At 62.0% G+C, this 14077-nt stretch carries 10 protein-coding genes; 9 read left to right on the forward strand and 1 reads right to left on the reverse strand.

Annotation, left to right across the window (positions count from 1 at the left end; translation table 11 throughout):
* Nucleotides 1–95: 95 nt before the first annotated feature.
* The 3 genes from alaS to DL1_RS08640 are packed head-to-tail and all read left to right on the forward strand — an operon-like array spanning nt 96 to nt 3859.
* Complete coding sequence (gene alaS, locus DL1_RS08630; RefSeq protein ID WP_038064962.1) at nt 96–2750, forward strand: alanine--tRNA ligase; 2655 nt, start codon at nt 96–98, stop codon at nt 2748–2750.
* A complete protein-coding gene (locus tag DL1_RS08635) occupies nt 2750–3046 on the forward strand; it encodes a DUF1330 domain-containing protein (RefSeq protein ID WP_038064964.1) in 297 nt (98 codons plus the stop codon). The genes alaS and DL1_RS08635 overlap by 1 nt, the downstream gene beginning before the upstream one ends.
* Nucleotides 3047–3079: 33 nt before the next feature.
* Entirely contained in the window at nt 3080–3859 is a 780-nt protein-coding gene (locus tag DL1_RS08640) for a class II glutamine amidotransferase (RefSeq protein WP_038064966.1), read from the forward strand.
* A 12-nt stretch (nt 3860–3871) separates the two neighbouring features.
* On the opposite strand, the gene DL1_RS08645 is transcribed toward DL1_RS08640, so the two are convergent.
* Nucleotides 3872–4795: an alpha/beta hydrolase family protein gene (locus DL1_RS08645; protein WP_038064968.1), complete on the reverse strand. Its 924-nt coding sequence runs from the start codon at nt 4793–4795 to the stop codon at nt 3872–3874.
* A 295-nt stretch (nt 4796–5090) separates the two neighbouring features.
* On the opposite strand from DL1_RS08645, the gene cysS reads away from it, so the two are divergent.
* The 6 genes from cysS (at nt 5091) to DL1_RS08675 (ending at nt 13787) form a co-directional block, all read left to right on the forward strand.
* Nucleotides 5091–6530, forward strand: a complete 1440-nt coding sequence (cysS, locus tag DL1_RS08650) for a cysteine--tRNA ligase (RefSeq protein ID WP_038064970.1) — start codon at nt 5091–5093, stop codon at nt 6528–6530.
* A 61-nt stretch (nt 6531–6591) separates the two neighbouring features.
* Nucleotides 6592–8214 (forward strand): citramalate synthase, encoded by a 1623-nt coding sequence (cimA, locus tag DL1_RS08655; RefSeq protein WP_038064972.1) that lies wholly within the window; start codon nt 6592–6594, stop codon nt 8212–8214.
* Nucleotides 8211–8981 (forward strand): squalene/phytoene synthase family protein, encoded by a 771-nt coding sequence (locus tag DL1_RS08660; protein WP_038064974.1) that lies wholly within the window; start codon nt 8211–8213, stop codon nt 8979–8981. The genes cimA and DL1_RS08660 overlap by 4 nt, the downstream gene beginning before the upstream one ends.
* Before the next feature lie 164 nt (nt 8982–9145).
* A complete protein-coding gene (locus DL1_RS20840) occupies nt 9146–12169 on the forward strand; it encodes a methyl-accepting chemotaxis protein (RefSeq protein ID WP_051693434.1) in 3024 nt (1007 codons plus the stop codon).
* 50 nt (nt 12170–12219) lie between these two features.
* Nucleotides 12220–13272 carry a protein-glutamate methylesterase/protein-glutamine glutaminase gene (locus tag DL1_RS08670; RefSeq protein ID WP_038064977.1) on the forward strand — a complete coding sequence of 351 codons (1053 nt, stop codon included), beginning with the start codon at nt 12220–12222 and terminating at the stop codon, nt 13270–13272.
* Nucleotides 13269–13787, forward strand: a complete 519-nt coding sequence (locus DL1_RS08675; RefSeq protein WP_038064980.1) for a chemotaxis protein CheD — start codon at nt 13269–13271, stop codon at nt 13785–13787. The genes DL1_RS08670 and DL1_RS08675 overlap by 4 nt, the downstream gene beginning before the upstream one ends.
* The last annotated feature ends 290 nt before the right edge of the window (nt 13788–14077 follow it).

A 14077-nucleotide genomic window follows, 5' to 3' on the forward strand; every position in this document is an offset into this window, starting at 1 on the left:
AGCCGGGTCATGTGCCCGGCTGTTTTCAGTTGCTGGACAGGGGGTAGGGGCCGCGTTAAACGGGATCTGACCAGCCCGATAAGGCGAGAAAAAACATGCCCAGTCTTAACGATATCCGCTCTACATTCCTTGGCTATTTCGAACGCAATGGCCATCGCGTTGTCGACAGCTCTCCGCTTGTGCCGCGCAACGACCCGACCCTGATGTTTACCAATTCGGGGATGGTGCAGTTCAAGAACTGTTTCACCGGCGTTGAAAAGCGTGACTACCAGCGCGCGACCACCGCGCAGAAATGCGTGCGCGCGGGTGGCAAGCACAACGATCTCGACAATGTCGGCTACACCGCGCGCCACCATACGTTTTTCGAAATGCTGGGAAATTTCTCGTTTGGCGATTACTTCAAGGAAGGGGCAATCCCCTTCGCGTGGGAGTTGTTAACCAAGGATTTCGACATTCCGAAGGACCGGCTTCTTGTCACCGTCTATCACACCGATGACGAGGCGGCCGAGATGTGGAAGAAGGTCGCGGGCCTTTCCGACGAGCGGATCATTCGCATTCCGACCTCCGACAATTTCTGGCAGATGGGGCCGACCGGTCCCTGTGGCCCGTGCACTGAGATCTTCTTTGATCATGGCGACAAGATCTGGGGCGGCCCGCCCGGCAGTGCCGAGGAAGACGGGGACCGCTTCATCGAGATCTGGAACCTCGTTTTCATGCAAAACGAGCAGTTTGAAGATGGCTCGATGCGCGCGCTCGACATGCAGTCGATCGATACCGGCATGGGGCTGGAGCGGATCGGCGCACTGTTGCAGGGCAAGCATGACAATTACGACACTGATCTGATGCGCAACCTGATCGAGGCCTCGGCCCATGCCACCTCGAGCGATCCCGACGGTCCGGGCAATGTCCATCATCGAGTGATCGCCGATCACCTGCGCTCGACCTCATTCCTGATTGCCGATGGCGTGATGCCGTCCTCGGATGGGCGGGGCTATGTGCTGCGCCGGATCATGCGCCGCGCGATGCGTCATGCGCATTTGCTGGGCGCAAAGGATCCGGTGATGTATCGCCTTGTGCCCGCTCTGATCCGTGAAATGGGCGCGGCCTATCCCGAATTGGGCCGTGCACAGGCGCTGATCGAAGAGACCCTGCGCTCCGAGGAGACGCGGTTCAAGACGACGCTGGATCGCGGTCTCAAATTGCTCGACGAGGCGCTGATCGATCTGCCCGAGGGCGATAAGCTGCCCGGCGAGACGGCGTTCAAGCTCTATGACACCTATGGGTTCCCGCTCGATCTGACGCAGGATGCGCTGCGCGAGAAGGCCCGCGAGGTCGACACGGATGGGTTTGACAGCGCGATGGCCGAGCAAAAGGCCAAGGCCCGCGCAAGCTGGTCCGGCTCGGGCGAGGCGGCGGATGCCTCGATCTGGTTCGATATTGCAGAAAAGACCGGCGTGACCGAATTCCTCGGCTACGACACCGAAACCGCCGAGGGGCAGGTCGTGGCGCTTGTCTCGGACGGGGTGCGGGTCGATGCCGCGCAGGGGAGCGTTCAGATCGTCACGAACCAGACCCCATTCTACGCGGAAAGCGGCGGTCAGGTCGGCGATCAGGGTGTGATCACGACCGAGACCGGCGTTGCGCGCGTCACGGATACGCGCAAAGTGGCCGGAGTTTTCATTCATTTCGCCGAGGTGAGCGAAGGGGAGATCACGGTTGGGCAGGGCGCCCGGCTGGTGGTTGATCACGCCCGTCGCTCTGCGATCCGGGCCAATCACTCGGCTACGCATTTGCTGCATGAGGCGCTGCGTCGTGCGCTTGGCGATCACGTCGCACAGCGCGGCTCGCTCAATGCCGCAGAGCGCCTGCGGTTCGATTTCTCGCATTCGAAAGCGCTCAGCGCTGAGGAAGTGGCGCAGGTCGAGCGCGAAGTGAATGAATTCATTCGTCAAAACACCGCCGTTGATACGCGTATCATGACGCCCGACGATGCCCGAGGCCTTGGGGCGCAGGCGCTGTTTGGCGAGAAATACGGCGATGAGGTGCGCGTCGTGTCGATGGGCACGCTGGAAGGCTCGGGTAAGGGCGTGCGCGGGGATGTCTATTCGCTGGAGCTGTGCGGCGGCACCCATGTGACGCGGACGGGCGATATTGGCAGCTTCATTCTGACCGGCGAGACGGCCTCTTCGGCGGGTGTGCGCCGGATCGAGGCGCTGACGGGTGAGGCCGCGATGGCCGAGTTGCGCCGCCGTGATCTGCTGCTGGGCGAGATGGAAGCGTTGCTCAAAGTCTCGGAGGCAGATGCTGTTGCGCGGTTGCAATCGCTGCTTGATGAGCGCAAGGCGCTCAACAATGAGGTGGCGCAGCTGCGCCGGGATCTCGCCATGGGCGGTTCTGGCGGCAATGCCGCAGAGTCGTTTGTGATCAATGGGATATCCTTCGTTCCTCAAGTGGTGTCGGGTGTGTCGGGCAAGGAGTTGCCGGGCATCGTGGATGCGCTCAAGGCGCAGATCGGATCGGGGGCGATCCTTGTTGTGGCCGATGCGGGCGGCAAGGCTGCCGTGGCTGCTGGCGTCACATCGGATCTGACCGAGCGCGTGAGCGCCGTGGATCTCGTCAAGGCTGCCGCCACAGCGCTTGGTGGTAAGGGCGGCGGTGGCCGCCCCGACATGGCACAGGCGGGCGGCGCGGATCCGTCCAAGGCGCCTGAGGCGGTTGAAGCGGTGAAAACCTATCTGGAGGGATTGTAATGGCCGGAGCTTATTGGATCGCGCATGTGACGGTCACCGACCCCGAGGCCTATGGCAAATATGCCGAAGGTGCGGGGCCTGCGATCGCCAAGCATGGCGGCAAGTTTCTTGCCCGCAGCACGCGCTATGTTCAGCTTGAAGGGACCGACCGGGCGCGCAATGTGCTCGCGTGGTTTCCCAGTCTTGAGGCGGCCGAGCAGTGCTATCATTCGGATGAATATCAGGCCGCGCTGGCCCATGCCAAAGGTGCTGCTGAGCGCGATCTGATGATTCTCGAAGCCAGCGACGACGTTTAAGTTCGCCATTCAATGATTTGAAGGAAAAGGGAAATGTGCCGTTGGGCCGCCTATGTCGGAGAGCCGATCTTTCTTGAAGATATTGTCAGCCGACCCAATCACTCCCTGATCCATCAAAGCCAGTTCGCCACGATGTGTCACACCGCGATCAACGCCGATGGCTTTGGCGTTGCGTGGTATGGCGAGCGGCCCGAGCCGGGGCTCTATCGCGATGTGATGCCTGCATGGTCCGATCCGAACCTGCGTTCGCTTACGGAGACGGTGAAGTCGGGGCTGTTTCTGGCGCATGTGCGCGCCTCGACCGGCTCGGCCACCTCGCGCAACAATTGCCATCCGTTTCGGCATGGGCGCTGGTCGTTCATGCATAACGGGCAGGTGGGGGGCTATGAGGGGTTTCGCCGCGCGGGCGAGATGATGATCCCTGACAGCCTTTACCCGGAGCGGCGCGGGGCCACCGATAGCGAGGCGTTGTTTCTTGTGGCGATGGCCGAGGGGATGGCAGCCGATCCGAAAGCGGCGCTGGAGCGTGCCACGGCACGGTTCGAGACGCTCTCGCGGGAGCGCGGCGGTGCCCCGCATATGCGGCTGACGGCTGCGTTCTCGGATGGGGTTCGGCTTTTTGCGGTGCGCTATGCCAGTGACGATCAGGCGCCGAGCCTCTATCACCGCTGGTCCGACACGCGCCGGGGCCGGGCCGTGGTCTCTGAGCCGCTGGAGGTCGATGAGCAGGATTGGCATGAGATCCCGCCCGGGTCGTTTTGCATATTTGAGGGCAAGCGCGTGACGGTGGAGCCTTTCACGCCGGGCCGGTGAGCGCGTCGCCGACTAGGTACGATCCGCTTTCAAGGCGTCGCGAAAGTTTCTGCGTGCCGCTTTGATTTTCCAATTTGTATTGGTTTGCAGGGCCTTGTCGGCGGCGCGCATGCCAGTTCTGTAATGCCCGCGTTGAAGAGCCGTATCGAGCATACGCGACACGTATAGGACAGAGTCCTTTCGTTCGGAGAGGAGCCTCCGCACGTCTTTTGACTCCAGCTCGCCGCGAAGGGCTCCGAGTGCGAGCGGTTTGAGAAGGCCCATCACCCGTAAGCGAGGTGGTATGATATGGCCGAAATGGCGCAGCTTGACCGGAGTCAGTGCTGGGGTTTTAAGGCGATCGACATGGGCGGCATCGAGCGGCTCGAAAGGATCATAGATGAGATATCCCGAGCGCAGCGCGCGCACGCCTTCAGCGGCATCTGACCATTGTCCGAGCCAGTCATTGTTCCGCCGTGCAAATCTATAACGTGTCTCGAATGAGGCGCGACGTCGATCCAGCGTCGATTGCGGCGCGAAGACCACCGCATGGCTCTTTGGAAAGAGCGGCGCGAAAGTGAGCGCGCCAAACCCGCCCATCGAGGATCCATAGACACAGATCCGGTCGAATCCGGCAAAGAACCCTTGCGCCGACAGGCGCTCCAAAGCCCGATGCAGGTTCCCGGCCCGAAACCAGTCATTCGTGTTGTTGATCACGCCTAGAATTGACCACCCCTGTTTGGCAACCAAGGCATGTGCCCAAGGAAACCGCTCGCCCGCTTCCCGTGAGGTCGAGAGATTGCCAAAGGTGATCACAAGCGTCCCGGCAGCCTCCCCTTGTCCCGGCAGATAGGCGAGCACATGCGCATCGAGGTCGTGGACGAAGCCACCCTGAGCCTCTGCGAGGGTTCGAACCGCATCGAAAGAGCGGATGGGAGGATTGAGACGTTCGTCCATGAAGAAAAACTTAGACGTAAACAGATGGCATCTCAATGATCTCGCTGATGTGATCTGTCCTGCCCGAGCCGGAACGGGCCCCAGTTGCCCACGTCGAGCCGATCCTTCGGGGGCGCGAGAAAACTTCTGGACGCGGGGCGGGCGCGCGGCTAGGGTCCGGGCCATGACGACCGCAACCATCATCATTTGCTGCATTACCCGCTGACTTCGTTGCGCGGGCCGGTCGTCTCTTTCCAAAATCGATGTGACCTAGTATGCCCGCCGCAGGTTCGCCCATGCCGCCCGCGAGGACATTATGACCCAGATCCGCCTGCGCAATTCCCTGTCGCGAAAGGTCGAGGATTTCACGCCGATCGACGCGCAAAACGTGCGGATGTATCTCTGCGGGCCGACGGTCTATGACCGCGCGCATCTGGGCAATGCGCGGCCCGTTGTGGTGTTCGATGTGCTCTACCGTTTGCTGCGGCAACTCTATGGGGCGGAGCACGTCACCTATGTGCGCAACTTCACCGATGTGGATGACAAGATCAACGCGACGGCCTTGGCGCGCAAAGAGGCGGGGGCGGAGGGCAGTCTCGAAGAGCTGATCCACGCGCGCACCGAAGAGACCATCGGCTGGTATCACGCCGATATGGATGCGCTAGGCGCGCTGCGTCCTGATCATGAGCCGCGCGCGACCGAGTATATCGGCGCGATGATCGCGATGATCGAGGGGCTGGTGGCGCAGGGCCATGCCTATGCGGCAGAGGGGCATGTGCTGTTCCGCGTGCGCTCCTATCAGGGCTACGGCAAGCTCTCGGGCCGCACCGTCGATGACATGATCGCGGGCGCGCGGGTCGAGGTCGCACCCTATAAAGAAGACCCGATGGATTTCGTGCTCTGGAAGCCCTCGGATGAGAGCGAGCCGGGCTGGGCGAGCCCCTGGGGCCGGGGCCGTCCGGGCTGGCATATCGAGTGCTCGGCCATGTCTTACGAATTGCTTGGCGCGAGTTTCGATATCCATGGCGGCGGGATTGATCTGCAATTCCCCCACCACGAGAACGAGATCGCGCAAAGCTGCTGCGCCCATCCCGAGGGGTCGTTTGCGAATTTCTGGGTTCATAACGAGATGTTGCAGGTCGAGGGCAAGAAAATGTCCAAGAGCTTGGGCAACTTCTTCACCGTGCGCGATTTGCTCGATGGCCATGACGGCGAGAAGGGCATTCCGGGCGAGGTGATCCGGTTTGTGTTCCTCCAGACGCATTATTCGAAGCCGATGGACTGGACGGCGGAGAAGGCAGCGGGTGCTTCGGCAAAACTCGATGATTTCGTGCGTATGGCTGATCAATATTGCGATTTCGATGAAGCAAAGAACCGGGTCCCACACCAAGCCATTCTCGACGCGCTCGGTGATGATTTGAATACCCACGCCGCTCTGGTCGCTATCGACAAATTCGCGGGGCAATCTGATCTTGTAACCGACATGGCTGTTGGTCTCGATTTTCTAGGGTTGATCCCTCTTGAAGAGATGGAGCACCGCGTCCAGCAGCTTCGCTCAAAGACTGATGACTTGAAAGACCTCGGCGACAAGCTCGGAACTCTGCGCGCCAATGCCATGCAAACCAAGGATTTCGCGCCTGTGGACGCGATGAAACAGGCTCTTCTCGCCGCAGGCGTCGAGGTGCGGATGTCGAAGGCCGGGGTGGAATTGTTGCCCGGTCCGGATTTCGACCCCACCAAGTTGGAGGGGCTGTGATGGCGCGCAAATGCAGAAACAAGGGCCGCCGCGCGGGACGTAACCTCAGCGGAGGCCTCCAATGACCAAAGCCCGCCTCTATCTCTACGACACCACTTTGCGCGACGGTCAACAGTCTGCGGGCGTGCAGTTCTCGGTGCCCGAGAAAATCGCGATTGCGGAGGCGCTTGATGCCATCGGGATCGATTATATCGAGGGCGGCTGGCCGGGCGCGAACCCGACCGACAGCGATTTCTTCGAGGCGCGCCCGAAGACCTGCGCCACGTTCACCGCTTTCGGGATGACCAAGCGGGCCGGGCGCTCGGCTGAGAACGACGAGGTGCTCGCAGGCGTCATGAATGCGCGCACGCCTGCGGTCTGCCTCGTGGGCAAGACGCATGATTATCACGTCACAGCGGCCCTCGGGATCACGCTTGACGAGAACCTTGAGAATATCCGCGCCAGCGTCGCCCATATGGTCGCGCAAGGCCGCGAGGCTTTGTTCGACGCCGAGCATTTCTTCGACGGCTACAAGGCCAATCCCGATTATGCGCTGGCCTGTTGTCGCGCAGCCTTTGAGGCGGGCGCGCGCTGGATCGTGCTCTGCGACACCAATGGCGGCACATTGCCGGGCGAGATTGCGCGGATCGTGGCGGAGGTGATCGCGGCGGGGCTTCCGGGCGATCATCTGGGCATCCATACCCATGACGACACTGGCAATGCGGTGGCAGGCAGTCTTGCCGCGATCGAGGCCGGTGTGCGGCAGGTGCAGGGCACGCTCAATGGTCTGGGCGAGCGCTGCGGCAATGCCAACCTGATCTCACTGATCCCGACGCTGCTGCTGAAGGAGCCGTTCGCGAGCCAGCTTGAGACCGGGATCAGCCATGACAACCTTGCGCAGATCACCAAGCTGTCGCGCAAGCTCGACGATATTTTGAACCGGGTGCCACTGCGCAGCGCGCCTTACGTCGGCGCCTCAGCCTTCACCCATAAGGCGGGGCTGCATGCCAGTGCGATCCTCAAGAACCCCGACACCTATGAGCATATCGACCCCGCCATCGTCGGCAATTCGCGGCTGATCCCGATGTCCAATCAGGCGGGGCAGTCGAACCTGCGCGCCCGGCTTGAGGGGATGGGGATCGAGGTGCCGCGCGACACGCCCGCGCTTGCCCGCATCCTCGATCAGATCAAGGAGCGCGAAGATCAGGGCTATGCCTATGACGGCGCGCAGGCGAGCTTCGAGCTGCTGGCGCGCCGGGAGTTGGGCCTTCTGCCCGATTTCTTCGAGGTCAAGCGCTACAAGGTCACCGTCGAGCGGCGTAAGAACCGCTATGATCAGATGGTCTCGATCTCGGAGGCGGTGGTGGTCGTCAAGGTGGGCGGTCAGAAGATGCTGTCGGTCTCGGAAAGCATGGAGGAGGCGGGCCATGATCGGGGTCCGGTGAATGCGCTCTCCAAGGCGCTCGGGAAGGATCTGGGCCCCTATCAGGCCTATATCGACGACATGAAACTCGTCGATTTCCGGGTGCGGATCACGCAGGGCGGTGTCGAGGCCGTGACCCGTGTGATCATCGACAGCGAAGACGGGACGGGGCGGCGTTGGTCAACCGTCGGGGTCTCGCCCAACATAGTCGATGCGAGTTTCGAGGCGCTGCTGGATGCGATGCAGTGGAAGCTGGTGCGCGACGGGGCGCAGCCGGCATGAGCGATCTGGCTACGGCACTGCATGCGGCGGCCCGCGCCGTTGAGCAGGGAGATCCGGATCGCTTTGCCGCGACCATGGCCACGCCCGCTGATCTGCGCGACCGGCTGTGGCCGCTTTATGCCGCCAATCTGGAGATCGCACGCGCGCCTTGGGCCTCCTCCGAGCCGATGGTGGCCGAGATGCGCCTGCAATGGTGGATCGATGCGCTTGAGGGGGTGGGCGAAGGCCGGGTGCCGCCGCATGAGATCGGCGCTGCACTGATGCCTCTGGCCGGTCCCGCGCGCCATCTTGTCAGCGTGGCCGAGGCGCGCCGGGCCGATTGCTGGCCCGATCCGTTTGAGGGGCCAGCGGCCCTTTGGGCCTATCTCGATCAGACCTCTGGCGGGCTGTATTGGGCGGCGGCCGAGGCGCTTGGCGCCCCGCCCGAAGCCGAGCCCGCCACCCGCAGCTTTGGCGCAGGCGCGGGGCTTGCGGCCTTGCTGCGCGCGTGGCCAGAACTGGTGGCCCGGGCGCGCGCGCCGATGCATGATCCTGCGCCAGAGCTGTTGCGAGAGCTCGCGCGCGAGGGGTTGGCCCGGTTAGCCGCGGGGCGGCGCAAAGGGGCGCTGGCGGGGACGGCGCGATTGGCGCTTTTGCCCGGCTGGCAGGCGCGCGGACAGCTTTCACGCGTGCTCGAGCGGCCCGAGCGGGTTCTCGAAGGCGGGCTTGAGCCGTCGGAGTTTTCGCGCCGCGCCGGCTTGCTGCGCGCTGGGTTCTTCGGAATTTAACCCTGTTTTCAGACTCTTGGCGAGATCGTTCTAATTGTATCGATCTCGTGGCTCTGCGGCGTTTCGAAATTTAGCAAATCTTTAGCTCTCGGCGTGATGTTCGGGACGTGCGGGCGCTGGTTCCCGGACTTGTCTCGATCTTTCATGCCCGTCGGGAGTGCTGCATGCGACTGTTCAATGACCTGAAATTCGGTGTCAAGATTCCGCTTATGCTGGTGAGTATCGCGATGATCGCGCTCACGATCATGGGGGTTTCGGCCTATCGGGACGGGCGCGCATTGCTGACGCGCGCCAGCGCTGAGCGTTTGGAGCGAACGCTGGCAGCCCAGGTGTCGGCCATTGAAGGATGGGGCGCACAGCTTGAAGGGAATTTGCGCGCACTGGCCAACAACGCCCTGACCGCGCGGGCGCTCTATGACTTTGATCAGGGCTGGAAAACGCTCGATTCGCAAGCGGCAGGGGATTTGACGCGGGCCTATGTCTCGGACAATCCCAATCCCGCAGGGCAACGCGCTGATCTCGACTATGCCGAGGATGCGAGCGATTACTCGATCCAGCATCGCCGCTATCATGCGGGGCTGCGCGCGATCCTGCGTGATCGGGGCTATAGCGACCTCTATCTTGTTAATCCTGAAGGAAAAATCGTCTATTCGGTGATGAAGGACAGCTTGTTCGGGGCGGAGCTTGCGGGCAGTGACATCCCCTTTGCGGGGCTCGTGTCGTCTTTGGAGGCGGCGCAATCGGCGGCGTTCGCGACCAGTGAGATGCATATCGTCGCAGACGGTGTCCCGGAGTTTTTCGCAGCCCTCCCGGTGTTCTCGACCTCGCAAAAGCGGCTTGGCACGCTTGTGGCCCGGGTCGACGCAAACCTGTTTGCCGGGATGAGCGCGACTGAGCGGGGCTTGGGCAAGACCGCGCAGGGCTTTTTCGTGACCACTGCGGGTCGTTTGCTGGGGCCCTTGCATCACCCGGTCGAGGGGCTGGTGCCCGGCTCCCCCATTCAGACCGAAGCGATGTCTCATCTGGACGCGGGCGAGACTGGGCTGATCGACGAGATCGGCTTGTCGGGGCAGGCGGTCAGCGCGGCCTTTACCCCGTTCACGCTCTTTGGACGACGCTATGGTGCGCTGCTCGAGCAGGACCACGCCGAGCTATACGCGCCCGCGGCCGAACTCGCCCGCTCGATGCTGTTTCAGGCGAGTTGGCTGACGCTCGCTCTGGCCGTGATTTCCGCCATCATGGGCCGTTCGATCTCCCGCCCGCTGCAGTCGCTGGGGCAGACGATCCGAACGATTGCCACCGGCGCGCGCAACGAAGACGTCCCGGGCACCGCACGGCGCGACGAGGTCGGCGTGATCGCCAAGGCGCTCGACGGGTTGCAGGCAGATCTGCGTTTGGCCGATGCCGCGCAGCGCGACGCCCATCTCCAAGGCACAGCCTTCGGAAATGCCTCGGCCTCGCTGATGATGGTGGATCCCGATTTCACGATCACCCATGTGAATACTGCAGCCAGAACGCTTATCGACAGCCGGATCGAGGAGTTCCGAAAGGTCACGCCGGATCTGGACGCGAATGCGCTTGTGGGGCGGTCCATGGATGATTTTCATGCCCTGCCCGAGAAAGCCCGCGCGCTTCTGAGTGATCGGTCTCGAATGCCGCTCCAGGTTGAGATCAAGGTCGGAGGTGGGCGTTTCGGCGTCGAGGTCTCGGAAATTGTCGACAAGGACGGCGGAGTCGCAGCTCTCGTCGCGGAATGGCGCGATGTGACGGAGCTGCGGGCGCGCAATGCCCTGCTTGATGCGATCGACGCCAATCAGGTCGTTTGTGAACTCGATCCCAACTATTGCGTCACTCGCCTGAACAAAACGTGTCGGGATGTTTTGGGCCACGCAGCCGACGCTTTGATGGGCGCTGATTTGCGCCGCCATCTGACGGTTGAAGGCGATGGCGATGGCTGGAAGCGGGTCGCGGGCCTGTCCTCGTTGCAGGGGCGTTTCCGGCTGACCGATGGGCAGCGGGGCAGCTATCTGATCGATGGCTCGATCAATCCGGTCGCGGATCAGGCGGGCCGGATTATGAAGATCGTTTTGATCGGCACCGATGTGACGCAGGCCAATGCGGCGCTTGAGGCTGCCCAAGCGAGCCATGCCCAGATCGTGGCCGCGCAACAGACCGTGGTTGATGCGCTTCGTCTCGGCCTTCGGGCCCTGTCACAAGGCCATCTGGAGCAGGGGATCACGCAGGAATTCGAGCCGCAATACGAACCACTGCGTGCCGATTTCAACGCGGCCATCGAGACACTCGGGCGCGCAATGCAGGTGGTCAACGAGAATGCCTCCAATATCGATGGCGAGGCAGGCGAGATCTCACGCGCCTCCGAAGATCTGTCGCGCCGGACCGAACAACAAGCCGCTACGCTCGAGCAGACCGCAGCCGCGCTTGACGAGTTGAGCCGGTCGGTCAGCGCCTCGGCGCAAGGTGTGGCGGAGGCCGATCAGGTGGTTGCCGAAGCCCGGCGCAGTGCCGAGGATTCCGGTGTCGTGGTCAAACAAGCGGTCGATGCGATGAGCGCGATCGAGACCAGCTCTCAGCAGATCTCCAAGATTATCGGCGTGATTGACGAGATTGCTTTCCAGACCAATCTTCTGGCCCTGAATGCGGGTGTTGAGGCTGCGCGGGCTGGAGAGGCGGGGCGTGGTTTTGCAGTCGTCGCCTCCGAGGTGCGCGCATTGGCCCAACGGTCATCAGAGGCCGCGCGCGAAATCGATACGCTGATCAGCGCGTCCTCGGAACATGTGGCGAGTGGCGTCGGGCTCGTCGGAGAAACCGGACGTGCGCTTGAGGGGATTTTGTCTTCCGTCCTCGATGTCGCCGAACGGGTCTCGCAGATCTCGCAAAATGCGCGCGAGCAGGCCACCGGTCTTGTTGAGATCAACACAGCGATGAACCAGCTCGATCAGGCGACCCAGAAAAACGCCGCGATGTTCGAGCAAACGACCGCTGCGAGCCTTGGACTGACCCGGGGCGCCAGTGAGTTGCGCAAGGCGATGGGGCAATTCCACATTCCCGGAGCCAAACCGGCTCGGGCAGTGCCGCCCAGCCTCAAAGCGCAGCCAGCCCCGCCCAAGGTCGTGGGCAACGTCGCCTTGGAAATCGCGCCAAGCAGTGAGGATTGGGAAGATTTTTGATCGAAGCCGACCATGATGCTTAACCAAACCAGAAAGAGGCCGCGTGTTGCATGCATAAAGTTCTGATTGTTGATGACTCAGCGACAATACGTCAGCTTATCCGTGCAGCCATCGCGGATGATCCGCGGCTAAAAGTCGTGGGTGAGGCGTCTGACCCCTACCAGGCGCGCGAGAAAATTAAACAGCTCAATCCTGACGTTCTCACGCTTGATGTCGAGATGCCTCGGATGAACGGTTTGGAATTCCTCGAGAAACTGATGCGCTTGCGCCCGATGCCTGTCGTCATGGTCTCCTCCGAGACACATAAAGGGTCGGCCGCCGCGCTCGAGGCGCTGTCGCTCGGTGCGGTCGAGTGCATCGGCAAGCCGCGCGTGAACATGATGGCCGAGGCGTTTTGGCATTTGCCGGATCTCCTTGTGGCTGCCTCCTCGGCACGGCTGCGCAAGGCCGGGCCGCGAGAGCGCCGTGCACCGAGCGCCGGGTTCGACTGGAATGGCAAAATGGTCTTGATCGGGTCGTCGACCGGGGGCGTGGATGCGCTTGAAACCGTTTTGTCGGAATTCTCCGAGACATGTCCACCAACCTTGATCACGCAGCATATGCCCGAGGCCTTCCTGTCCAGCTTCGCCACGCGCTTGAACCGCCAGATCGTACCTGAACTTTCCCTTGCCCGTGAAGGGGCGCCGCTCATGGCTGGCCATGTGTATCTTGCGCCCGGCGGCGACCATCACCTCGGAATCATCCGGAAGGGGGCCGAGTATCGCTGCCATCTGGTGTCCGGTGCGAAGCGCAGCGGGCATCGCCCCTCCGTGGACATTCTCTTTGAATCAGCCGTTAGTTTCGGGTCCGAGATCGTCTCGGTCCTGTTGACAGGTATGGGACGCGATGGCGCCGATGGAATGCTTCGCCTTCGACGGGCCGGCGCGCGATGTCTTGCGCAAAACGAAGCAAGTTCCGTCGTCTTCGGAATGCCCCGCGCGGCCCTTGAGAATGGTGGGGCAGAGCGCGCGGTCGCTTTGGGGGAGATTGCGGGCGAGGTCCTGGCGCTGTGCGCGGTCCCGGCACGTCCGGTTGGAAAAATAAGCCGAGGGGTGAGAACATGAGTGCCGTATCGCGTCCTCAACATATATCGCAAGGCGAATACGCATCTGCCGGGAAAGGGGGGCGCTCGATCACGACGATTCTGGGGTCCTGCGTTGCGACCTGCCTCTATGATCCTAAGGCAATGGTTGGGGGTATGAACCACTTTCTCTTACCCGAGAGCAGTACGGCATCGGTTCAGGCTGCAAGTTTTGGTGTGAACGCGATGGAGCTGTTGATCAACGACATGATAAAGCTCGGCGCCCGACGCGATAGATTGAAGGCGAAAGTCTTCGGCGGCGCGCGTATGGTTGCGGGTCTATCGGATGTAGGGCAGAAAAACGGCGTATTCGTGCTCGAGTTTCTGCGCTGTGAGGGCATTGAATGCACCGGTCAAAGCCTGGGCGGCACACAGGCGCGCCGGATCGAGTTCTGGCCCGATAGCGGCCGGGCGCGCCAAAAACTTCTTGGAGAGGCGCAGATCTTCGAAGTTCTTGCGCCGCCACCGGAAGTGGCCAGCGATGTGGAGCTGTTCTAAGGGGATTGAGACATCTTGCGCGATAGCACATCGCGCGAGATGGCCCCGTATCGGTCTATCTGCGCTCTGGCGACCTGGTTCCGCTGCTTCGGGCCACGGCCTTATTTTCCGCCATTGTTCTTGCCGCAACCGCCATCTACTGGCTACGCGCCTGATACCGCTGGTCCATCAGAAGCTTCTTCAATGACACTAGAAGACTTCTGACATGTGGCCGCTCGATACGAGATGTGTTGGAGGATGACATCAGCCCGAGGTGTTCGTCGGGCTGGATAGGCAACAGCGCCGCACTC

It is taken from the genome of Thioclava dalianensis, assembly GCF_000715505.1.
Taxonomy (GTDB): domain Bacteria; phylum Pseudomonadota; class Alphaproteobacteria; order Rhodobacterales; family Rhodobacteraceae; genus Thioclava; species Thioclava dalianensis.